Genomic DNA, 21,422 nt, shown 5'->3' with positions numbered 1-21,422 from the left:
CGACGCGCCCTCAGGCTGTCAATCTTCATGATGGTGAAATAGGAGGCAGGGCTGCCCAAATCAAGGCTATTTAACATCGCAAGTCATCATGGCCGATATGCGCCTATTGCATGGCTGGCCATGGGCTGCGGTTTAGCCTTCGCCCTCCACCCGTTCGCGCCATTGCTTGCGGTAGGTAATGATCTCTTCTTGAACGAAATCCTTGAAGGCGGCGACGCGTTTGGATTGGCGCAGTTCTTCTGGATAGGCGAGGTAGACTGGCACCTCGGCGGATTCGATATCGGGCATGACCTGCACGATATGGGGGAAGTCTTGGATCAGGTAGTTGGGCAGCACGCCGAGGCCAAGGTGGTGCACCACGCCTTGGAGCACGCCAAAATAGTTGTTCACCGTCAAAAGCGAGCGCAGGTCGTACATCATCAGCTCTTTGACGAGTTGCAGCCCCGCGCCGACCTGATCGCTGTCGGTGTTCTGACAGATCAACCGATGATCGGTCATATCCTCCATACGTTCGGGCGTGCCGTGTTTTTCGAGGTACTCCGGGCTGGCGTAGAGGCCCATGCGCACCGACATCAGCCGTTTGCGGACCAGATCGGCCTGGCTCGGTTCCTTCATGCGGATCGCCACGTCGGCCTCGCGCATCGGCAGGTCGAGCACGCGTTCCTCGAGCATCAGGTCGACCTTGAGGTCTGGATATTGCTCGTAGAGCTTGGGCAGGCGCGGAGCGAGCCAGAGCGTGCCGAAGCCGGTGGTGGTGGTGACCCGCAACTCGCCAAAGACCTCTTCCTCGCTGTCGCGAATGCGCGCCGCGGCGGCGTCGAGGCGTTTGGCCATGGCCGAGGTTGCGTCGAACAAAAGCTCCCCCTGTTCGGTCAGGATCAGCCCGCGCGCATGCCGGTGAAAGAGGTTGGTGTTAAGCTGCTCTTCCAGCCCGCGAATCTGTCGGCTGACGGCGGATTGCGACAGGTTGAGCTTGTCCCCCGCATGGGTCAGCGACCCCGCATCGGCCACGGCGTGAAAAATTCTGAGTTTGTCCCAATCCATGGCCCGTACTTTCCTTGCCCAGCCTTTCTCCTACCTTAATAGCCGGGAGAAAACAGCACAAACCGTCGCCTGCGGGACTGCCGTTGCGGAATAACTGCTATACAGGTCAGCAACTGTGACCTATAATCCGGGCAATCATGCAAGACTGACGTGCTAGGGAGGGCCCGCCATGACGACGCAAAAGATTTCACTCAACGACCGTTTCGACCTCGACAAAAGCCCGGTGCTGCTGAACGGCACGCAGGCGCTTGTGCGCCTGATGATGATGCAATCGGCACGGGATCGCGCCGCGGGGTTGAATACCGCGGGCTATGTGACCGGCTACCGGGGCAGCCCGCTGGGGGGCGTGGATCTGCAAATGCAGCGCGCCGAGAAGAAGCTGGCCGAGCATAACGTGCGCTTTGAGCCGGGGCTGAACGAAGACCTCGCGGCGACTATGCTTTGGGGCAGCCAGCAGGCGGAACTGCGCGGGGAGGGCAAATACGACGGCGTCTTCGGCCTGTGGTACGGCAAGGGGCCGGGTGTGGACCGCACCGGCGATGTGATGCGCCATGCGAATATGGCGGGCACTTCGCCCCATGGTGGTGTGTTGATGGCCATGGGGGATGACCATACCGGCGAATCCTCTACCGTATTGCACCAGTCGGAATGGGCGATGGTCGATGCATATATGCCAGTCGTGTCTCCTGCTGGTGTGCAGGAAATCCTCGACTATGGGATTTACGGCTGGGCGCTCAGCCGTTTCTCGGGTCTTTGGGTCGGTCTCAAGACTATGAAGGACACGGTGGAAGCGACCAGCGTGGTCAACGGCGATCCCAACCGGATGAAGCTGATCACGCCTGACTTCGACATGCCTGATGGCGGGCTTTCGATCCGTCTGAACGACACGCCGCATCTGCAGGAAGCGCGGATGATCGACTACAAGCGCTTCGCGGCAGAGGCGTTTTCGCATGCCAACAAGATGGACAAGCGCGTCTGGGGCAAGCGCGGCGCCAAGATCGGCTTTGCCGCGGCGGGCAAGAACTGGCTCGACCTTGTGCATGCCATGAGCCTTCTCAACATCGACGCCAACGAGGCCGAGCGCCTTGGCATCACCACCTACAAGATCGGCCAGACCTTCCCGCTCGACATGCAGGGCTTCCATGACTGGGCCGACGGGCTCGATCTGGTGGTCGTGGTTGAGGAAAAGCGCAAGCTGATCGAAGTGCAGATCAAGGAAGCGCTGTTCAACGACACCCATCGCCGCGTCTATGGCTGGCACAAGGGTGGTGCGGGCATGGAGCATGGCGAAGAGCTGTTCCCGACCCGCGGCGCGCTCGACCCGATCCTGATCGCCGAGAAGATCGGCGGCATACTGTTGGAGGAGGGCCGCGAGACCGATGGCATCCGCGCAGGCCTCGAAGCGCTCAACGAGGCGCGCCGCTCGGACAACGCCGAGGATATCGCCGCCCGTCTGCCGTATTACTGTGCCGGCTGCCCGCATAATTCCTCGACCAAGGTGCCCGATGGCTCCCGCGCCTATGCGGGCATCGGCTGTCACTACATGGTGCAGTGGATGGACCGCGAAACCACGGGCTTTACCCATATGGGCGGCGAGGGCGCGAACTGGATCGGCGAGGCGCCGTTTTCGAACACCGAACATGTGTTCCAGAACCTCGGCGACGGCACTTACAACCACTCCGGCGTGCTGGCGATCCGTGCCGCCATCGCAGCGGGGACCAACATCACCTACAAGATCCTCTACAACGATGCCGTCGCCATGACCGGCGGGCAGCACAACGAGGGCGATCTGGACGCCTACCGCATCGTCGAAGAACTGAAAGCCATGGGCGTGAAGAATGTCGCCGTGGTCTATGACGAAAAGGAAGACGTGGACCTTGCCCGTTTCAAGGGCGTGGAAGTGCATGAACGCGCCGAGATGCCGAACGTGCAAAAGGCCTACCGCAAGCACAAGGGCGTGTCAGCCATCGTCTACATCCAGACCTGCGCCGCCGAGAAACGCCGCCGCCGCAAGCGCGGGCTGTTCCCGGACCCCGACAAGCGTGTCTTCATCAACGAGGACGTCTGCGAAGGCTGCGGCGATTGCGGGGTGCAGTCGAACTGCGTGGCCGTGGTGCCGAATGAGACCGAGCTGGGCCGCAAGCGCGCCATTGACCAGTCGCAGTGCAACAAGGACTTCTCCTGTCTCGACGGGTTCTGCCCCTCTTTCGTGACGCTGGAAGGCGCCAAGATCCGCAAAGACCCGACCACCGAGCTTACCATCCCCGACCTGCCGCAGCCCGACCTGCCCAAGATCGACGGCACCCATAACGTCGTCATCACCGGCGTCGGCGGCACCGGCGTGGTGACCGTGGGCGCGCTTCTGGCGCAGGCCGCACAGCTCGACGGCAAGGGCGCGGGCATGATGGAAATGGCCGGCCTCGCCCAGAAGGGCGGCGCGGTTCATATCCACTGCCGTCTGGCCGAACGCCCCGAAGACATCAGCGCGATCCGCGTGGCCACCGGCGAGGCGCATGCGCTCATCGGCGGCGATCTGGTGGTTTCGGCAGGCCACAAGACGCTGGGTCTGACCCGCGCGGGCCGCACCGGCGCCGTGGTGAACTCGCACCAGATCATCACCGGCGATTTCACCCGCGACACCGAGTTCCAGATGCCCTACGACCGTCTCAGCCTCGCGCTTGAGGCGCGGCTGAAGGACGACGTGGCGATGTTCGACGCTTCCGATCTGGCAAAAGCGACTTTGGGCGACTCGATCTTCTCCAACATGATGATCTTTGGTGCCGCGTGGCAGCGTGGCCTGCTGCCGCTGACGTTCGAGAGCCTGATGCAGGCGATCGAGATGAACGGCGCGGCGGTGGAGCGCAACAAACGGGCCTTTGAGATCGGTCGTTGGGCTGTGCTCTACCCTGAGGATGCTAGAGCGGTGAGCCAGCCCGATAACGTGGTCGAACTGCCCAAATCGCTGGGGGAGAAGATCGCCTTCCGTGAGAACCACCTGACCGACTATCAGGGCAAGGGGTTGGCCAAACGCTATACCAAGATGCTCGACGGTATCGAGGATCGTGACGTCAAAGCGGCGGTGTCCTTGGGGTATCATAAACTCCTGAGTTACAAGGACGAATACGAGGTCGCCCGCCTGCTGATCACCAGCCGGGACAAGGCGCGGGCGCAGTTCGATGGCGATTTTAACATGACCTTTCACATGGCGCCGCCGCTAATCTCGAAGATGGGGCCGAATGGCCGCCCGCAAAAGCGTGAGTTCGGCCAGTGGCTCGAAGGGCCGCTGCGGGTCATGGCGAAGTTCAAAGGGCTGCGCGGCACGCCGCTCGATCCCTTCGGCTATACCGCCGAGCGCAAGATGGAGCGTGCGCTGATCAAGCAGTATGAGGCCGACATGGCCGAGGTGCTGCCCAAGCTGACCGATCAGACCCGCGATGCCATCGTGGCGCTGGCCGAACTGCCGCTGCAAATCCGCGGTTTCGGGCCGGTCAAACAAGCCAATGAGGCCAAGGCCGCAAAACGGCGCGAAGAACTGCTGGCAGTGATCCGCGCAGGCGGCACGGCCACGGCCAAGGCGGCGGAGTAATACCGCTGTTACATCTTTGTCTTAAAGTGTCCGCCGAGACGATCCTGAGGCCGAGATGTGACCTACGCCCGTGACATAAGCTATGCCCATTCCGCCCGAACCCGGGGCGGGAGGGCGCTCATCCGATTGATGGAAAACACCACCGGGCGCGTGTCCTTGCTGAAACGGGCCGAAGGCTACGAAGACGATCTGGCCGCGGGGCTGGGGTTCTTCGATGCGATGGTGCAGCGCTGTGGTTTGACGCTGGACGTGATGCGCGGCGCTTTGTCGGATATCCCGACGCGGGGGCCGGTCATTCTGATCGCTAATCACCCCTACGGCATTCTGGACGGGCTGATGCTGGGCCATATCCTCAGCCAGACGCGCGGCGACTTTCGCATCATGGCCAATGCGGTTTTTAGCCAAGCGCCGGATCTGGCGCATCATCTACTGCCCATCAGCTTTGCCGAAGACCGCGCGGCACTGGCGCTGAACCTCGCCACCCGCCGGACCGCGTTGAATTATCTGGCGCAGGGCGGAGCGATTGGCATCTTTCCCGGCGGCACGGTCAGCACCGCCGCGCGGCCCTTCTCGCAGCCGATGGACCCCGGCTGGCGTAACTTCACGGCGCGGATGATCGCCAAGTCTGACGCCACGGTCGTGCCGATCTACTTTGACGGTCACACCAGCCGCTTGTTCCAGATCGCCAGTCACCTGCATGCCAACCTGCGCATGGGCCTGCTGGTCAAAGAGTTCCGTGCCCGTGTCGATACGCCCGTGCGCGTGGCCATCGGCGACCCGATCCCGCGCGCCATGCTTGACCCTCTGGCAGGGGACGCAAAAGCGATGATGGATTTCCTGCGCAAAGCCACCTATGAGTTGTCACCAAAGCCGGGCCAGTATCAGGGCCTCGGTTACGAGTTTGAGGAACGGCATAGAGCCGACAGGTGACGACAGACCATGGCAGTTGGTATTTTCGATTCGGGGCTGGGCGGGCTGACCGTCTGGAACAAGGTGCAAGAACGGCTGCCGGAGGTGGATTTTATCTACCTCGCCGACAGCGCCCATGCGCCCTATGGCGTGCGCGACGCCGATGACATTTATGAGCTGACCTGCGCCGCCGTGCAGCGGCTTTTCGATGCGGGCTGCGATCTGGTGATCCTCGCCTGCAACACCGCCTCTGCCGCCGCGCTGCGCCGGATGCAAGAGGGGTGGATCCCGCGCGACAAGCGGGTGCTGGGCGTTTTCGTGCCCTTGATCGAAGCGATGACCGAGCGGCAGTGGGGCGACAACTCCCCCCCGCGCGAGGTGGCCGTCAACCATGTGGCGCTCTTCGCCACTCCCGCCACGGTGGCAAGCCGCGCGTTTCAGCGTGAACTGTCTTTCCGCGCCATCGGTGTGGATGTTGAGGCGCAGGCCTGCGGCGGGGTGGTCGATGCCATCGAAGAAGGCGACATGATCCTTGCCGAAGCGCTGGTGCGCAGCCATGTCGACGCGCTGAAGCGCAAGATGCCCAACCCCGATGCGGCGATCTTGGGCTGTACCCATTACCCGCTGATGCAGGAGGCCTTTCAGGCGGCTTTGGGCGGGCAGGTCAAAGTCTTCAGTCAGGCCGAATTGGTGGCGGATTCCTTGGCCGATTACCTTGAGCGGCATCCCGATATGACAGGCACGGGTGAGGCGGCTTTTCTCACCACCGGTGATCCCGCCCGGGTAAGCGACCGCGCGACGCAGTTCCTGCGACGACAGATCACATTCACCGCCGCCTGAACTCCAATTACATTTCGTTCCGAACAAGGGGACATACCATGACCCAGAACATCGCCATTCTTGGCGCCTCCGGCTATACCGGGGCAGAACTCATCCGGCTGATCGCTGGCCATTCTTCTATGCAGATCAAGGCTTTGGGCGCGAACTCCAAGGCGGGACAGACCATGGCCGAGGTCTTTCCGCATCTGCGCCATCTTGATCTGCCCGCGCTTGTCACCATCGAAGAAATCGACTTTTCGCAGATCGATCTGTGCTTTTGCGCGCTGCCGCATAAGACCAGCCAAGAGGTGATCGCGGCGCTGCCCAAGGATCTGAAGATCGTCGATCTCTCTGCCGATTTCCGCCTGCGCGACCCAGATGATTACGCCAAGTGGTACGGCAATAAACATGCCGCGCTTGAGCAGCAGAAAGAGGCGGTCTACGGCCTGACCGAATTCTACCGCGAAGAGATCGCCGCCGCCCGGTTGGTGGCGGGGACGGGGTGCAACGCGGCGACGGGGCAGTTTGCCCTGCGCCCGCTGATCGCGGCGGGGGTGATCGATCTGGACGATATCATTCTGGACCTGAAATGCGCCGTCTCCGGGGCAGGGCGCTCGCTGAAGGAAAACCTTCTGCATGCGGAGCTGAGCGAGGGCTATCACGGCTATGCGCTTGGCAGTACGCATCGGCATCTGGGGGAGTTCGATCAGGAGTTCTCGGCCCTCGCCGGGCGGCCCGTGCAGGTACAATTCACCCCGCATCTGATGCCCGCGAACCGCGGCATTCTGGCGACCTGCTATGTCAAGGGCGATGCGCAGGTGATCTATGAGACAATGCAAAAAGCCTATGCCGATGAACCTTTTATCGAAGTGCTGCCCTTCGGCGAGGCGCCCAGCACCCGGCATGTGCGCGGCTCGAACTTCTGTCATATCGGCGTGGTGGCCGACCGCCAGACCGGGCGGGCGACGGTGGTTGCAGCGCTCGATAACCTGACCAAAGGCTCCAGCGGGCAAGCCTTGCAAAACGCGAACCTGATGCTGGGACTGCCAGAAACCGACGGGCTGATGATGGCCCCGCTCTTCCCATGAAGAGCCTCAAGAAACAGCGCCGGATCCAGATCATCGCCGTGGCGGCGGTGGCCTTGGTCCTGTCGACCGCACTGATCGGCTATGCGCTGCGCGACGGGATCAACTATTTCCGCGCGCCCAGCCAAGTCATCGCCGAGCCGCCCGGCCCATCAGAGGTGTTCCGGATCGGCGGGCTGGTTGAAGAAGGATCGCTGAAGCGCGGGCAGGGCGAGCAGATCAGCTTTGCCGTGACCGATGGCGGGGCCTCTGTCCCGGTGGTTTTCACGGGCGTTTTGCCTGATCTCTTTGAAGAAAACCAAGGTATGGTCGGCACCGGCAGCTATGTCGGCGGCGTGTTCGAAGCCACTGAAATCCTTGCAAAGCATGATGAGACCTACATGCCCAAGGAAGTGACGGATGCGCTGAAAGAGCAGGGCGTTTATCGCGAATCTGAGGGCTGACCGCTGCGCAACGCGCGGGGGCGTGAGCATCGGTTAACCAATCCGGCGGAGCCTGTTTGCATGCAAAACAGGAGAGCCGCGATGCAGTCCGTGCGTGAGATCGCCAGCGCCGTCGTCGCCCGCGAGGGCGGCTTTGTGAATGACCCCGACGACCCCGGCGGGGCGACGAAATACGGGGTCACGATCCACACCATGCGCCGCTTGGGGCTGGACCTGACCGGCGATGGGGCGGTCGATGTGGCGGATGTGCGCCGCCTTGGCCGCGCGCAGGCGGTGGATATCTTCGTGCGGCATTACTTCAACGCGCCGCGCATCGCCGAACTGCCCGCACCTTTGCAGCCGAGCGTCTTTGACATGTATGTCAACGCTGGCGGCAACGCGGTGAAAATCCTGCAAAACCTGCTGTGCGAGATGGGGCAGGACATCGCCGTTGATGGGGCGATCGGGCCGCAGACGATCCGCGCCGCCCATGCCGCGTGGCAGGCCGCCCCGGATCATCTGGTGGATGCCTACGGCATCGCGCGGCGCAACTACTACTTCCGCCTTGCTGACCGCCGCCCCGCCAGCCGCAAATACGCGCGCAGCCGGGCAGGGGGCAAGGGCGGCTGGATCCGGCGCGCGGAGGAGTTCATCGCGCCGCGGTATCACATGAGCGACGCCGATTTCGCACGGAGGGTGGCACAATGGGGCTGATCGAACGTATCTTCACGACAATCTTCGGCGGTGAGCGGAACGTCATCCGCGACACGGTCGAAGTGTTCCGCGAGAATGCCGAGGCCGGGGCGCAGCGCGCCCATGCGGTGCAGGGTCAAGCCATGGCGCAATATGGGGCCGAGTTCGCCCAAGCGCGGCAAGGTGGCTTTGACCGCTTCATGGACGGGGTTAACCGGCTGCCGCGCCCGATGCTGGCGCTCGGCACGCTCGGGCTTTTCGTGACCGCCATGGTCAATCCGCTGTGGTTCGCCGAACGGATGCAGGGCATCGCCTTGGTGCCCGAGCCGCTTTGGTGGTTGTTGGGGGTGATCGTCTCTTTCTATTTCGGCGCGCGGCAGCAGGTGAAATCGCAGGAGTTTCAGCGTGCCATCGTTGGCACCATCGCCCGGGTGCCGCAGGTGGTCGAGAATATCGAAGCCTTGCGCGAGATGCGCGCCGATAGCCCTCAGGTGGCCGCCACCGGTGCCGACAGCCGTCTGGCCCTCGCTGCGGTCGCGCCGTCGGAGAATGCGGCCCTTGAAGCCTGGCGTCGCAGCCGGGGCTGACTGCGACCGATTGACCGTTTTTCACGTTTGATTTGCCATGGCTTAGGGGGCTTCGGCCCCCTATAGTCCGGCCCATGATTACAGAGCTTGGACATTTCGCGCTTGTGCTCGCCTTCGGCGTGGCGCTTGTACAGATGGTGGTGCCGATGTGGGGCGCTTGGCGGGGCCGCGCGGGCTGGATGGCGGTGGCCGAACCGGCGGCGGCGGCGCAATTCATCCTGATCGCCCTGTCCTTTGGCGCGCTGATGTGGGCATTCGTCACCTCGGATTTCAGCCTGCAACTGGTCGTGGCCAACAGCCATTCCGCCAAGCCGATGCTCTATAAAATCAGCGGCACATGGGGCAATCACGAAGGGTCGATGCTGCTTTGGGTGTTGATCGTGGCGCTTTTCGGGGCGATGGCCGCGTGGTTTGGCGGCAACCTGCCGCCGCGCCTGCGCGCGCGGGTGCTCTCGGTACAGGCGGCGATTGGAGTGGCCTTTCTGGCGTTCATCCTTTTCACCTCGAACCCCTTTCTGCGCATGGGCACGCCGCCTTTTGACGGCCAAGACCTGAACCCGCTCTTGCAAGACCCCGGTTTGGCCTTCCACCCGCCGTTTCTCTATCTCGGATATGTCGGCCTCAGCATGGCCTTCAGCTTTGCCGTGGCGGCGCTGATCGAGGGGCGCGTGGATGCGGCTTGGGGCCGGTGGGTGCGGCCGTGGACGCTGGCGGCTTGGGTGTTTCTGACCATCGGCATCGCGCTTGGGTCTTGGTGGGCCTATTACGAGCTTGGCTGGGGCGGTTTCTGGTTCTGGGATCCGGTCGAAAACGCGAGCTTCATGCCCTGGCTTTTGGCGGCGGCGCTGCTGCATTCGGCCATCGTGGTCGAAAAACGCGAGAGCTTGAAAAGCTGGACCATTCTGCTGGCCATCCTCGCCTTCGGCTTTTCGCTGATCGGGACTTTCATCGTGCGCTCGGGCCTGCTGACTTCCGTCCATGCCTTCGCCAACGACCCCGAGCGCGGGGTCTTTATTCTGGCCATTCTGGGGGTCTTTACTGGGGGCGCGCTGGTGCTCTATTCGCTCCGCGCCTCGGCGCTGGAGGCGAAAGGCGTCTTTGGTCTGCTGAGCCGTGAGACGGCCCTCGTGGTGAACAACCTGCTGCTCGCAGTGGCCTGTTTCGTGGTCTTCGTCGGTACCATGTGGCCGCTGGTGGCTGAGATGTTTTTGGACCGGAAACTCAGCGTCGGGCCGCCGTTCTTTAACGCCGCGTTTACCCCTTTCATGGTAGCGCTCGGGCTGATCCTGCCGATTGGCAGCGCGATGCCATGGAAACGGGCCAAGATCATGCGCGCGCTCTACCCGCTGCGCTATGCCTTCCTGCTGGCGCTGGCGCTTGGGGGGCTGGCCTTTGCCATGCAGACCGGGCGCGGCCTGCTGGGGCCTGTGGGCCTGTTCCTCGGGACGTGGCTGGTGATGGGCACCGTGGTGGATGTGATGCAGCGTCTTGGGCGTGGCTCGGGCAAGCTACGCCGTTTGCGCCGCCTGCCGCGTGCGGATTGGGGCAAGGCCACGGCTCATGGCGGGCTGGGCGTCACCATGGCCGGGATCGCGGGGCTAATGGCTTGGGCCGTGGATGACATCCGCGTGGCCCGGATTGGTGAGCCTTTTGACGTGGGCAGCTACACGCTGACCCTGCGGGATGTGAGCGAGGTTCGGGGGCCAAACTACCTCAGCACCATGGCGGAGATTACGCTGGCGCAGGACGGCGCGGTGATCTCGACCCTGCGGCCTGAAAAGCGGTTCTACCCCGTGGCGCAGATGCCCACGACAGAGGCGGCGATCGACTATAATCTCGCGCGCGACGTCTATGTGGTGATCGGCGATGCGCAGGACGGCGGTGGTTGGGCGGTGCGGACCTATATCAAGCCGATGACCAATTGGATTTGGATCGGCTGCGCGCTCATGGCGCTTGGCGGGATGCTGAGCCTTAGCGACCGGCGCTTTCGGGTCGCAGCAGGTGCGCGCAAGCAACCGGCGGGGGTGCCTGCGGAATGAAACGGCTGCTGCTGATCCTGACCCTGCTCGCCAGCCCCCTCTGGGCAGTGCAGCCTGACGAAGTGCTCGACGATCCCGCGTTGGAGGCCCGCGCGCGGGAGTTGAGCCAAGGTCTGCGCTGCCTCGTTTGCCGGAACGAAAGCATTGATGAGAGCAACGCGAGCCTTGCGCGTGACCTGCGCATCTTGCTGCGCGAACGGCTGGTAGCGGGCGACAGCGATGAGGAGGCGGTGGATTTCATCGTCGACCGATACGGTGAATATGTCCTGCTGAACCCGCAGGCGACGGGGGCCAATTGGCTGCTTTGGGGGGCAGGGCCGCTGATGCTCTTGCTGGCCGGGGGGCTAGGCGTGATCTATCTGCGCGGCCGCGCCCGCAGCAAAACCCCAAGCGAAGCGCCCCTTTCGGCAGAGGAAGAAGCCCGCCTGCGCGATATTCTCGACCGCTGACGCCCCGTTGCACTGGCAGCGGCACGTTGCTTTGATATGCTGCGGCCAAGCAATCGAGGATAGCAAGATGGACTATGAAACGATCACCTATGCGCTTACCGATGATGTCGCGCTGATCACGCTGAACCGCGCCGATAAGATGAACGCGCTCACCACCCAGATGCGGGCAGAGCTGACCCATGCGGTGACCGAAGGCGGGCGCGCGGCGCGGGTCGTGGTTCTGACGGGGGCGGGGCGTGCCTTTTGTTCGGGCCAAGACTTGGCCGACCGGGCGGGCGGCGTGGCCGATCTGGAGAAAACGCTGCGCGAAGAATATGCGCCGCTGCTGCGCGCCATCATCAACTGCCCGGTGCCGACCATCGCCGCCGTGAACGGCCCGGCGGCGGGGGCAGGGGCAAATATCGCACTGGCCGCCGATGTCGTCTTTGCGAGCGAGAGCGCCTATTTCATGCAAGCTTTCACCCGCATTGGCCTGATCCCCGACGCGGGCGGCACCTATGCGCTGCCCCGGCAGATGGGCATGGCCAAGGCAATGGGGGCGGCCCTCTTTGCCGATAAGATCACCGCGCGGCAGGCCGATGATTGGGGGATGATCTGGCAGGCGGTGCCGGATGCGGAATTCGATGCCCATTGGCGCGCCAAGGCCGCGCAATTGGCCGCTGGTCCGACCGCTGCCTATGCCGAGGCCAAGAAGGCGATCCGCGCGTCATGGGACAATGGGCTTGAGGATCAACTCTCGCTGGAGGCCCAAGCACAGGGCCGCTGCGGCAAGTCTCAGGACTTCGCCGAGGGGGTGACGGCCTTTACCCAAAAGCGCAGCCCCAAGTTTCAGGGGCGCTGAGCGCTAGCAGCTCCGCTCAACCAGCAGCACATCGCTGGCCGAAGGCGCCGGGCCATTGGCCCGCGCCACAACCGCCACAGCGACGCCATCCGCCAAAACCGTGTGAACCGAGTTCGAAACCTGCGCGATGGTGATGCGCGGCGGGGTCTGGCCCTTGTCATAGACCACGGCGATCTGGTCGCAATCATGCAACGTATCGGGGACGAGCGCACCCTGAGGGCCGGGGACGTCTGCGGCCTTCGCAGGCGTCAGACCGGTGGCGCAGTCCCAGCGAAGCCCTTTGGTCCGGTCCGTTGCGGTCATCCTGCATCCTCTCGTCGCGGCCCGGCTGTACTGCTGGGCGTCTACAATGGGGTGGGCGCCGGTCGGACTGCGAAAGAGCGAACCCCTTCGGCAGTGCCGCAATGATGCCCTTCCCACCCCGAAAAGACATCTTGTAGGGAGGCTACCGCCGTGGGGGGAATCCCGTCAAGCGGGGCGGGGGCATTGTCACGAGGTGCGAAACAGTGCCGCAATTTGGCCGTATTTTTGGCTCCGGTGTTTCGCGTCCGGCAAAACGCTTGGAAACATTTACTGATTTTTCACGCCATTGCTGACAGTGCATATAAGGGCACCGGTTTTCGCGATTCGGGCGCGCGGAATCAGTCACCCCGACGGCGGCGCCATTGTTGCCCTTAGGTCAACAACCTCAATCATAGGTATTGCGGGCGCTGGTGGGCTAAACGCGAAACGCCCCGGAAATCCGGGGCGTTTGCATGGTCTTTGAAGGTTGCTTCAGCGGTTCTCGATATCGACGTAGTCGCGCTTGTCTTCGCCGAGGTACAGTTGACGCGGACGGCCGATTTTGAGCTGCGGATCGCTGATCTGCTCTTTCCACTGGGAAATCCAGCCCACGGTCCGCGCCAGCGCGAAGATCGGGGTGAACATCGACGTGGGAAAGCCCATCGCTTCGAGGATGATGCCGGAATAGAAATCCACGTTCGGGAAGAGCTTCTTCTCCGCGAAATACGGATCCTCCAGCGCGGCTTTCTCCAACTCCTTCGCGACCTGGAGGATCGGGTTGTTCTCCACGCCCAGCAGTTCGAGAACCTCGTCGGCGCTTTCCTTCATCACGGTCGCGCGCGGGTCGTGGTTCTTGTAGACGCGGTGGCCAAAGCCCATCAGGCGGAAGGGGTCGTTCTTGTCCTTGGCGCGGGCGATGAACTCAGGGATGCGATCGGGCGTGCCGATTTCCTTGAGCATCTCAAGGCAGGCTTGGTTCGCACCACCATGCGCCGGACCCCAGAGGCAGGCGATACCAGCGGCGATACAGGCGAAGGGGTTCGCACCGGAAGACGACGCCAAACGCACGGTCGAGGTCGAGGCATTCTGCTCGTGATCGGCGTGCAGCGTAAAGATCCGGTCCATCGCGCGGCTGAGGATCGGGTTGACCTCATGCTCTTCGGCCGGAACGGCAAAGCACATGCGCAGGAAATTCGAAGCATAGTCGAGATCGTTGCGCGGATAGACGAAGGGCTGGCCGATGGTGTATTTATAGGCCATCGCCGCGATCGTTGGCATCTTGGCGATCAGGCGGATCGTGGCGACCTCGCGCTGGTGCTCGTCGTTGATGTCGGTGCTGTCGTGATAGAAGGCCGACATTGCGCCAACCACGCCCACCATGATGGCCATCGGATGCGCATCGCGACGGAAACCGCGGAAGAAGTTCATCATCTGCTCGTGCAGCATGGTGTGGTTGGTCACCAGACACTCGAAATCTTCCAGTGCCTTGGGGGAGGGCAGCTCACCATAAAGCAGCAGGTAGCAGACTTCGAGGTAATGCGACTTCGAGGCCAGCTGCTCAATCGGGTAGCCCCGGTGCAGCAGCACGCCTTTGTCACCATCAATGAAAGTGATCGTGCTGTCACAAGCCGCGGTCGAGGTGAAGCCCGGGTCATAGGTAAAGACACCCGCCTGCCCATAGAGCTTGCGGATATCGACAACATCGGGCCCGTCAGTGGGGCTGTGAATCGGCAGATCGAAGCTTTGATCGTCGATCGTCAGCGTTGCGGTTTTATTGTTATTGGTCATGAAATCCCTTCCCGAATGTAGGCTGCGGAGATGCCCCCGCCGTCTGGGCCTAGCCCCATATGGGGCTGTCCCGTTCAGTTATACCTGCCGCCCAAAGAAGTGGTGAACCAAAACTTAGGCCGCGGCGTCCGTCAGTCGGGCAAGGGTCTCATCGCGCCCCAGCACCAACATCATGTCAAAAACCGATGGGGTGACTGCCCTGCCAGCCAAGGCCGCCCGAAGCGGCCCCGCCAGCTTGCCAAATTTGGTGTCATGCGCGGCAGCAAAGCCGTTCAGTACCTCCTCCAGCGTTTCTTTGTTCCAGCTAGCATTTTGCAATTGCGGCGTCAATTCCGACAGTATGCCACGGGATACCGTATCGAGATTCTTTGTTGCTTTCTCATCTGGGGTGATCGGGCGATCGGCCAAGACAAAGGCCGCTTTTTCAAGCAGTTCGGGGAATTTCTTCGCGCGATCTTTGAGGCAGTACATTGCCCGTTCCAACCCCTCGGCCTGACCTTCGGTCAGCGCGGGCTCTCCTGCTGCTTCAAGATAGGCTTCGATCTCGCGCCGCAGCGCGGCATCATCGGCCTGTGCGATATGCTGACCGCAGAGGTTCTCCAGCTTTTTCAGGTCAAATTGCGCGGGGCTTTTGCGGATGCCGTCCAGATCGAACCATTCCTGCGCCTGTGCATCGGTAAAGAATTCGTCATCCCCATGGCTCCAGCCCAGACGGGCGAGGTAGTTGCGCATGCCCGCCGCAGGATAGCCCATCACCTGATATTCCTGCGCGCCCAAGGCGCCGTGACGTTTCGACAGTTTCTTGCCGTCCGCGCCGTGAATCAGCGGAATATGCGCCCAGACCGGCACGTCCCAGCCCATCGCCTCATAGATCATCATCTGGCGGGCGGCGTTGTTAAGGTGATCGTCGCCGCGCACCACATGGGTCACGCCCATGTCGTGATCGTCCACCACCACGGCCAGCATATAGACCGGCGTGCCGTCCGAGCGCAGCAAGATCATATCGTCGAGCTGGTCGTTGCGGATGGTGACATCGCCCTGCACCTGATCGCGGATTACAGTGGTGCCTTCCAGCGGCGCCTTGATGCGGATGACATAAGGCGCGTCCGGGTGGCTCGCCGGATCGGCATCCCGCCACGGGGAGCGATAGAGCGTGCTGCGCCCTTCGGCCTTGGCCGCCTCGCGAAAGGCGGTGATTTCTTCTTGGCTGGCGAAGCACTTATAGGCCTTTCCGGCGGCCAGCAGTTCCTGCGCGACTTCCGCGTGGCGCGGGGCATTCTCGAACTGGCTCACGATCTCGCCATCGTGGTCGAGGCCGAGCCACGACATGCCCTGCAGAATCGCCGCCGTCGCTTCGGGGGTGGAACGCGCGCGGTCGGTGTCTTCGATGCGCAGCAGGAATTTACCCCCCCGGCCACGGGCATAGAGCCAGTTGAACAGGGCGGTCCGCGCCCCGCCGATATGCAGGAACCCGGTGGGAGACGGGGCGAAACGGGTCACAACAGGGGCGTTCATGGCGGAGGGCCTTTCGGTCAGAGATATGCTGTTCGGAGCGGCGTTTACCAATTGGTAACCATCCCGGTCCTAGGATTTGACGCCTGTCTACCCAGTGCGATCCGCGGGGGCAAGCATGGGCCTTTGGAACCAGTTCAGCGCCGTGATGCTGCGCCAGCGCGGGCATCTGTTTTGCTGGGCACCGGTCTGCCTCGCCTTGGGGATCGGCTCCTATTTTTCGCTGCGGGCGGAGCCTTCGGGGGCGATGCTGGCGGCGGTCGCATGTGTCGTGGTCGTGCTGGCGGTCGTCGCGCGGGCGCTGTCTGAGGTCACGGCCCCCTTTGCTGTCGCCGCGGCTTTGGTCCTGCTGGGAGTGCTGCTGGCGGCGTTTCGGGCGCATTCGGTGGCGGCCCCAGTGCTCGGCTGGCGTTACTATGGTCCGGTTGAGGGACGTGTCGTGGCGCTTGACCGAAGCCAGTCCGACGCGCCCCGCGTGACGCTCGATCAGGTGCGGTTGGACCGGGTGCCGCCCGCGCGCACACCGCCCCGGGTGCGCGTCTCACTCCATTCGACGCTCCCCGGTGCAATTACGCCACGGCCCGGCATGCAGGTGATGACCACGGCGCATCTGTCGCCCCCCGCAGGCCCCGTCGAGCCGGACGGCTTTGATTTCCAGCGCCATGCTTGGTTTGCCGAGTTGGGCGCGGTGGGCCACACCCGCGTGCCGCTTTTGGGCATGGCGGACCCTGTGGAAGGGGGCATCGCGCTGACCCTCTTCCGATTGCGCATGGCCGCCTCCGCGCGGGTGCGCGCTCATCTTCCCGGCGATATCGGCGGTTTCGCCGCCGCCATCACCACCGGCGACCGCAGCGCCATCTCGCAAGACGCCCTGCAAGACCTGCGCAGCAGCAATTTGGCGCATCTATTGGCGATCTCGGGCCTGCATATGGGGTTGCTCAGCGGAGTTGTCTTCGGCGCAGCGCGCCTGCTTCTCGCGTTGCATCCGGTCACCGCCACCCGTTGGCCCAGCCGAAGCATCGCCGCGGGGGCCGCTCTGATCGCCGCCACCGGATACCTCGCGCTGTCGGGCGGAAATGTCGCGACCGAGCGGGCCTATGTCATGTGCGCCGTGGCGCTATGCGCGCTGATGATCGGGCGGCGGGCGATCTCTCTGCGCGCGGTCGCCATGGCGGGCATCATCGTGCTGACCCTGCGGCCGGAGGCGCTGATGGGGCCGGGGTTTCAAATGTCATTCGCCGCGACCACGGCGCTTGTCGCCGTCTTTGGCTGGATCCGCGATTTCGAAGGTGAGGTTATTCCCAAACGCCTCCGCCCCGTCGCCGCGGTAGTGATCTCTTCGGCCGTGGCGGGCATCGCCACCGCGCCCATATCTGCCGCGCATTTCAACACGATCGCGCATTACGGATTGGTCGCGAACCTGCTCTCGGTCCCCTTGATGGGGGTCTTGGTCATCCCCGCCGCCGTGCTGGCGGCGATCCTTGCGCCCTTCGGCGGTGAAGGAATACCGCTTTGGGCGATGGGTCTGGGCCTTGAGTGGATCCTATCGGTCGCGGATGTGGTGGCACATCTGCCCGGCGCGCGCAGCTTCGTGCCGGGGCCGGGGGGATGGGTGTTGCCGCTCCTGTCACTCGGGTTTCTCTGGCTCGTCCTGTGGCAAGGGCATTTGCGTTGGTTCGGCCTGCCCGCGATCGTGCTGTCTTTCGCCCTCTGGCAAGGAACCACACGCCCGGACGTGCTCATCGCCGACACGGGAACGCTTGTGGGTGTCATGACGCCGGCGGGCCGGGCGCTCAGCAAAGACAAAGCCGCAGGTTTCGTCGCGCGAAATTGGCTGGAGAATGATGGCGATGGGGCGGATCAAGCCGTGGCCGCCCAAAGATGGGCGGGCCAAGAGGAGGGTATCATCCATCTGTCAGGAAAACGGGCGCTCGCCGCCTTTAGCGGCTGCCAGCCCGAGGAGGTCGTGGTCGCGTCCGTCGATATGGCGACCGCCCAAGATTGGGGCTGCCAAGTCTACGATCCCTTGCGCCTGCGTGAAACCGGCGCAATCGCGCTGAACAAATCGGCGCAGGGTTGGGAAGTCACCACCGCGAAAGACCGCGCCGGGACACGCTTGTGGAACAGCCGCCCGCAGAGTTAGTAAGTGCGGATCAACCCGACCAGTCGCCCCTGAACCTTCACCTTGTCCGAAGGCAGGACCCGCGTTTCATAGGCGGCGTTGGCGGCTTCCAAAGCCACCGAAGACCCTTGTCTGCGGAAACGCTTCAGCGTCGCTTCCTGATCTTCGACCAAGGCCACTACGATATCGCCATTGTCGGCGACGGAGGTTTCGCGGATCACCACGATATCGCCATCGTTAATACCCGCCTCGATCATCGAGTCGCCGCGCACTTCAAGGGCGTAATGCTCCCCCTGACCGGCGATCATCCCGCCGGGCACCGTGACGCTATGGGAAACTTGGGAGATCGCCTCGATCGGGACACCGGCAGCAATCCGGCCCATGACCGGCACATCGAACGCATGATGCGCCGTGATCGGTTGCGCCGCAGGCGGCGGCAGGGCGTCGGGCCGGTCCCCGTCGATCACGCGGGGGGCGAAACCGGGCGCGCCGCCAAGGCTTTCGGGCAGTTTGACCACTTCGATCGCACGGGCGCGGTGGGCAAGGCGCCGGATGAAGCCACGCTCCTCCAATGCCGTGATCAGCCGGTGGATGCCGGATTTCGACCGCAAGTCGAGCGCCAATTTCATCTCATCAAAGCTGGGCGGGACGCCGTCGCGCTGCACGCGTTGGTGGATGAAAGAAAGCAGATCGAGTTGTTTTTTGGTCAGCATCGCGCGGCCCCTGAAGCTTTTATTGCTTTTGTTCTAGGGATGTTCTTGTTTTGTGTCAACCGTGGGTTGGCGTTAAATCAAGATGTACTTTTGGAAATCGCCCGCCTTGCGCGCCGGTTCATTAGGCGGGCGGATCATCAGCGCATCGGCCTGCGCGAGCACGGATAGAAGAGACGAATCCTGCCGATCATCCGGGTGGAGTGCGCCATCCCGAAGATGGGCGCGCATGTAATGCGCTCGGGGTCCATTCGGGCCAATCTCGCGTCCAAGGGGGGCTTCGCGCATCGCAGGATGGACTTCGGTCAGCCCAAGCATGCGCCGCAGTATAGGCAACACGAAGATCGCACCGCAAACCATTGCAGAAACGGGGTTTCCCGGCAGCCCGATCATCGCGGCATCACCGATCTTGCCTGCCATCAACGGCTTGCCGGGGCGCATCGCGACCTTGTAAAAAGACTGCTCCATGCCAAGCTCAGCCGCCACTGGCCCGATGAGGTCATGATCACCCACCGACGCGCCGCCGATGGTGACAATCAAATCCGCGCCGCGGGCCAAGGCGAAGGCCTGTTTGAGCGACGCTGTCGTGTCCCGCGCGATGGGCAGCATGCGCACTTCGGCGCCCGCCTCTTCGAACATCGCGGCGAGGCCGTAGCTATTGGAGGCGATGATCTGGTCGGGGCCGGGGCTTTCACCGGGCTGCACCAATTCATCCCCGGTGGCGAGGATCGCGATGATGGGTTTGCGGGTGACAGGCACCTGTGCCACGTTCATCGCAGCCAGCAGCGCCACATCGGCGGGGCGCAAAATGCGCGGGGCGATTAGGTCCTCGCCTTCGGTGAAGTCTCCGCCAGCGGGGCGAATATTGTCTTTGTCATCGATATGGTGGCCGAGAGTGATAAGGTCGCCGCGCCGGGTCACATCTTCTTGGATCACCACGAAATCGGCGCCTTCCGGCACCGGCGCGCCGGTGAAAATGCGCACGGCTTGTCCGGCTCGCAGCGTGCCCACGTAAGCATGGCCCGCCGCGGCTTCGCCGACAACTTTGAACATCGCATCCGGTTCGACTTCGGCGCGGCGCAGGGCGTAGCCGTCCATAGAGGAGGCGGCGAAAGGCGGCTGGCTGCGCTGCGCGCGCACGGGCTGCGACAAGACACGGCCATTGGCGCCGCGAAGGGCGACTTCTTCGGTTTTCAGAGGATCGACAAGGTTCAGGACGGCTTCCAAAGCCGCTTCGACGCTGATCATGTCGCCTCGTAACGGCCTGATTTACCGCCATCTTTTAGAACGACCCGCGTGCCGCCAATCTCCATCGCCTTATCCACGGCTTTGGCCATATCATAGACGGTGAGGGCGGTGACGGAGGCCGCAGTGAGGGCCTCCATCTCAACCCCAGTTTGGCCGGTGGTTTTGACGGTGGCGAGAATTCGGATGCCGGGCAGTGCGGCGTCGGCAGTCAGATCGACGCTCACCTTGGTGATCGGCAAAGGATGGCAAAGCGGGATCAGGTCTGCCGTCCGTTTGGCCGCCATGATCCCGGCAAGCCTTGCGACCCCCAGAACATCACCCTTCTTAGCGCGCCCTTCAGTAATGATATCAAGCGTTTCCGGCGTCATCTTGATGTAGCTTTCAGCCTTGGCCACCCGCGAAGTCACGGCTTTCTCCGAGACATCGACCATATGGGCGTCGCCCTCGGCGTCGAAATGGGTGAGCGCCATTACATCCCTCCGGGAACGAGCGGGTTTGCGAGCAGATCGCGGGTGGCCTGTTCGACATCTTCCTGCCGCATCAGGCTTTCGCCGATGAGGAAACAGCGCGCGCCATAGACCGCCATATCGGCGAGGTCCGCGGGGGTGTAGAGGCCGGATTCACAGACCAGCATACGGTCGTGAGGGACGGCCTCTGACAGTTGACGCGTCACATCAAGAGAGGTCTCGAAGGTGTTGAGATTGCGGTTATTTATCCCGATCATGCGGCTGTTGAGCTTTTCGGCGCGGGCCAGTTCTTCCGCGTCATGAACCTCAATCAGCGCGTCCATGCCCCATTCATCAGCGGCTTGCTCAAGTTCCGCGGCCTGCGCGTCAGAGACGGAGGCCATGATGATCAGGATGCAGTCGGCACCCAGGCTGCGCGCTTCGGCGACCTGGTAGGGGTCGTAGAGGAAATCTTTGCGCAGGACCGGCAGATCGCATTCGGCGCGGGCTGCGACGAGGAATTCCTTCGCGCCCTGAAAACTCGGGGTGTCGGTAAGGACCGAGAGGCAGGTAGCGCCGCCTGCGGCATAGGCGCGGGCGAGGGCGGCGGGTTCGAAATCTTCGCGGATCAAACCTTTGGAAGGACTGGCTTTTTTGATCTCGGCGATCAGGCCATAGCCTTCGCGGGAGGCTTTGTGCAAGCTCTGCGCGAAGGGGCGGACCGGCGGGGCGGCGCGGGCCGCAGCTTCGACCTCTGCCTGCGATTTTTCGGCCTTGGCAGCGGCAATTTCGTCCAGCTTGTAGGCTTTGATTTTTTCAAGAATTGTGGCGGTCATGGCT

At 63.0% G+C, this 21,422-nt stretch carries 19 protein-coding genes; 11 read left to right on the top strand and 8 right to left on the bottom strand.

Annotation, left to right across the window (positions count from 1 at the left end):
* Positions 1-132 precede the first annotated feature (132 nt).
* Positions 133-1,044 carry a LysR family transcriptional regulator gene (locus ACGYKA_RS02815; RefSeq protein WP_209217657.1) on the bottom strand — a complete coding sequence of 304 codons (912 nt, stop codon included), beginning with the start codon at positions 1,042-1,044 and terminating at the stop codon, positions 133-135.
* 169 nt (positions 1,045-1,213) lie between these two features.
* On the opposite strand from ACGYKA_RS02815, the gene ACGYKA_RS02810 reads away from it, so the two are divergent.
* From ACGYKA_RS02810 to ACGYKA_RS02765, 10 genes are all read left to right on the top strand, one after another.
* A complete protein-coding gene (locus ACGYKA_RS02810) occupies positions 1,214-4,630 on the top strand; it encodes an indolepyruvate ferredoxin oxidoreductase family protein (protein ID WP_394412457.1) in 3,417 nt (1,138 codons plus the stop codon).
* A 57-nt stretch (positions 4,631-4,687) separates the two neighbouring features.
* Positions 4,688-5,560 (top strand): lysophospholipid acyltransferase family protein, encoded by an 873-nt coding sequence (locus ACGYKA_RS02805; protein ID WP_394412454.1) that lies wholly within the window; start codon positions 4,688-4,690, stop codon positions 5,558-5,560.
* A 9-nt stretch (positions 5,561-5,569) separates the two neighbouring features.
* A complete protein-coding gene (murI, locus tag ACGYKA_RS02800) occupies positions 5,570-6,379 on the top strand; it encodes a glutamate racemase (RefSeq protein WP_394408207.1) in 810 nt (269 codons plus the stop codon).
* Between the two features lie 38 nt (positions 6,380-6,417).
* Positions 6,418-7,446, top strand: a complete 1,029-nt coding sequence (gene argC / locus ACGYKA_RS02795; RefSeq protein ID WP_394412451.1) for an N-acetyl-gamma-glutamyl-phosphate reductase — start codon at positions 6,418-6,420, stop codon at positions 7,444-7,446.
* Complete coding sequence (gene ccmE / locus ACGYKA_RS02790; RefSeq protein ID WP_394412449.1) at positions 7,443-7,886, top strand: cytochrome c maturation protein CcmE; 444 nt, start codon at positions 7,443-7,445, stop codon at positions 7,884-7,886. Before argC ends, ccmE begins: the two co-directional genes overlap by 4 nt.
* An 81-nt stretch (positions 7,887-7,967) precedes the next feature.
* On the top strand, positions 7,968-8,579 hold the full coding sequence (locus ACGYKA_RS02785; protein ID WP_394412446.1) for a holin-associated N-acetylmuramidase: 612 nt from the start codon (positions 7,968-7,970) through the stop codon (positions 8,577-8,579).
* Complete coding sequence (locus ACGYKA_RS02780) at positions 8,570-9,145, top strand: holin family protein (RefSeq protein ID WP_394412443.1); 576 nt, start codon at positions 8,570-8,572, stop codon at positions 9,143-9,145. Before ACGYKA_RS02785 ends, ACGYKA_RS02780 begins: the two co-directional genes overlap by 10 nt.
* 74 nt (positions 9,146-9,219) lie before the next feature.
* The gene (locus ACGYKA_RS02775; RefSeq protein ID WP_394412440.1) at positions 9,220-11,184 is read left to right on the top strand and encodes a heme lyase CcmF/NrfE family subunit; all 1,965 of its coding nucleotides are present in this window, start codon (positions 9,220-9,222) and stop codon (positions 11,182-11,184) included.
* A complete protein-coding gene (locus tag ACGYKA_RS02770) occupies positions 11,181-11,633 on the top strand; it encodes a cytochrome c-type biogenesis protein (protein ID WP_322327616.1) in 453 nt (150 codons plus the stop codon). The genes ACGYKA_RS02775 and ACGYKA_RS02770 overlap by 4 nt, the downstream gene beginning before the upstream one ends.
* 67 nt (positions 11,634-11,700) lie before the next feature.
* Positions 11,701-12,474 (top strand): enoyl-CoA hydratase-related protein, encoded by a 774-nt coding sequence (locus ACGYKA_RS02765; RefSeq protein ID WP_067260694.1) that lies wholly within the window; start codon positions 11,701-11,703, stop codon positions 12,472-12,474.
* Between the two features lie 3 nt (positions 12,475-12,477).
* On the opposite strand, the gene ACGYKA_RS02760 is transcribed toward ACGYKA_RS02765, so the two are convergent.
* The 3 genes from ACGYKA_RS02760 to gltX all read right to left on the bottom strand — a co-directional run bounded on the left by ACGYKA_RS02760 (position 12,478) and on the right by gltX (position 16,059).
* On the bottom strand, positions 12,478-12,777 hold the full coding sequence (locus ACGYKA_RS02760) for a hypothetical protein (protein ID WP_394412437.1): 300 nt from the start codon (positions 12,775-12,777) through the stop codon (positions 12,478-12,480).
* A gap of 471 nt (positions 12,778-13,248) precedes the next feature.
* Positions 13,249-14,544, bottom strand: a complete 1,296-nt coding sequence (locus ACGYKA_RS02755; RefSeq protein WP_271691449.1) for a citrate synthase — start codon at positions 14,542-14,544, stop codon at positions 13,249-13,251.
* Positions 14,545-14,658: 114 nt separating this feature from the next.
* Positions 14,659-16,059, bottom strand: a complete 1,401-nt coding sequence (gene gltX / locus ACGYKA_RS02750) for a glutamate--tRNA ligase (protein WP_394412435.1) — start codon at positions 16,057-16,059, stop codon at positions 14,659-14,661.
* A gap of 115 nt (positions 16,060-16,174) precedes the next feature.
* Here gltX and ACGYKA_RS02745 point away from each other — a divergent pair, with 115 nt between their 5' ends.
* Entirely contained in the window at positions 16,175-18,199 is a 2,025-nt protein-coding gene (locus ACGYKA_RS02745) for a ComEC/Rec2 family competence protein (RefSeq protein ID WP_394412432.1), read from the top strand.
* Here the strand turns inward: ACGYKA_RS02745 and lexA are convergent.
* The 4 genes from lexA to trpC form a co-directional block, all read right to left on the bottom strand.
* Positions 18,196-18,891, bottom strand: a complete 696-nt coding sequence (lexA, locus tag ACGYKA_RS02740) for a transcriptional repressor LexA (RefSeq protein WP_394412429.1) — start codon at positions 18,889-18,891, stop codon at positions 18,196-18,198. The genes ACGYKA_RS02745 and lexA overlap by 4 nt on opposite strands.
* Positions 18,892-18,963: 72 nt before the next feature.
* Positions 18,964-20,136: a gephyrin-like molybdotransferase Glp gene (glp, locus tag ACGYKA_RS02735; protein WP_394437881.1), complete on the bottom strand. Its 1,173-nt coding sequence runs from the start codon at positions 20,134-20,136 to the stop codon at positions 18,964-18,966.
* Positions 20,133-20,606, bottom strand: a complete 474-nt coding sequence (moaC, locus tag ACGYKA_RS02730; RefSeq protein ID WP_394408174.1) for a cyclic pyranopterin monophosphate synthase MoaC — start codon at positions 20,604-20,606, stop codon at positions 20,133-20,135. The genes glp and moaC overlap by 4 nt, the downstream gene beginning before the upstream one ends.
* Positions 20,606-21,418 (bottom strand): indole-3-glycerol phosphate synthase TrpC, encoded by an 813-nt coding sequence (gene trpC, locus ACGYKA_RS02725; RefSeq protein ID WP_394412424.1) that lies wholly within the window; start codon positions 21,416-21,418, stop codon positions 20,606-20,608. The genes moaC and trpC overlap by 1 nt, the downstream gene beginning before the upstream one ends.
* Between the last annotated feature and the right edge of the window lie 4 nt (positions 21,419-21,422).

This window comes from Sulfitobacter sp. 1A15106, from assembly GCF_043556995.1.
In the GTDB taxonomy this organism is placed as follows: Bacteria; Pseudomonadota; Alphaproteobacteria; order Rhodobacterales; family Rhodobacteraceae; genus Sulfitobacter; species Sulfitobacter faviae.
Note: the sequence above shows the minus strand (reverse complement) of the source record. Positions and strands in the feature narration are given on the sequence as shown.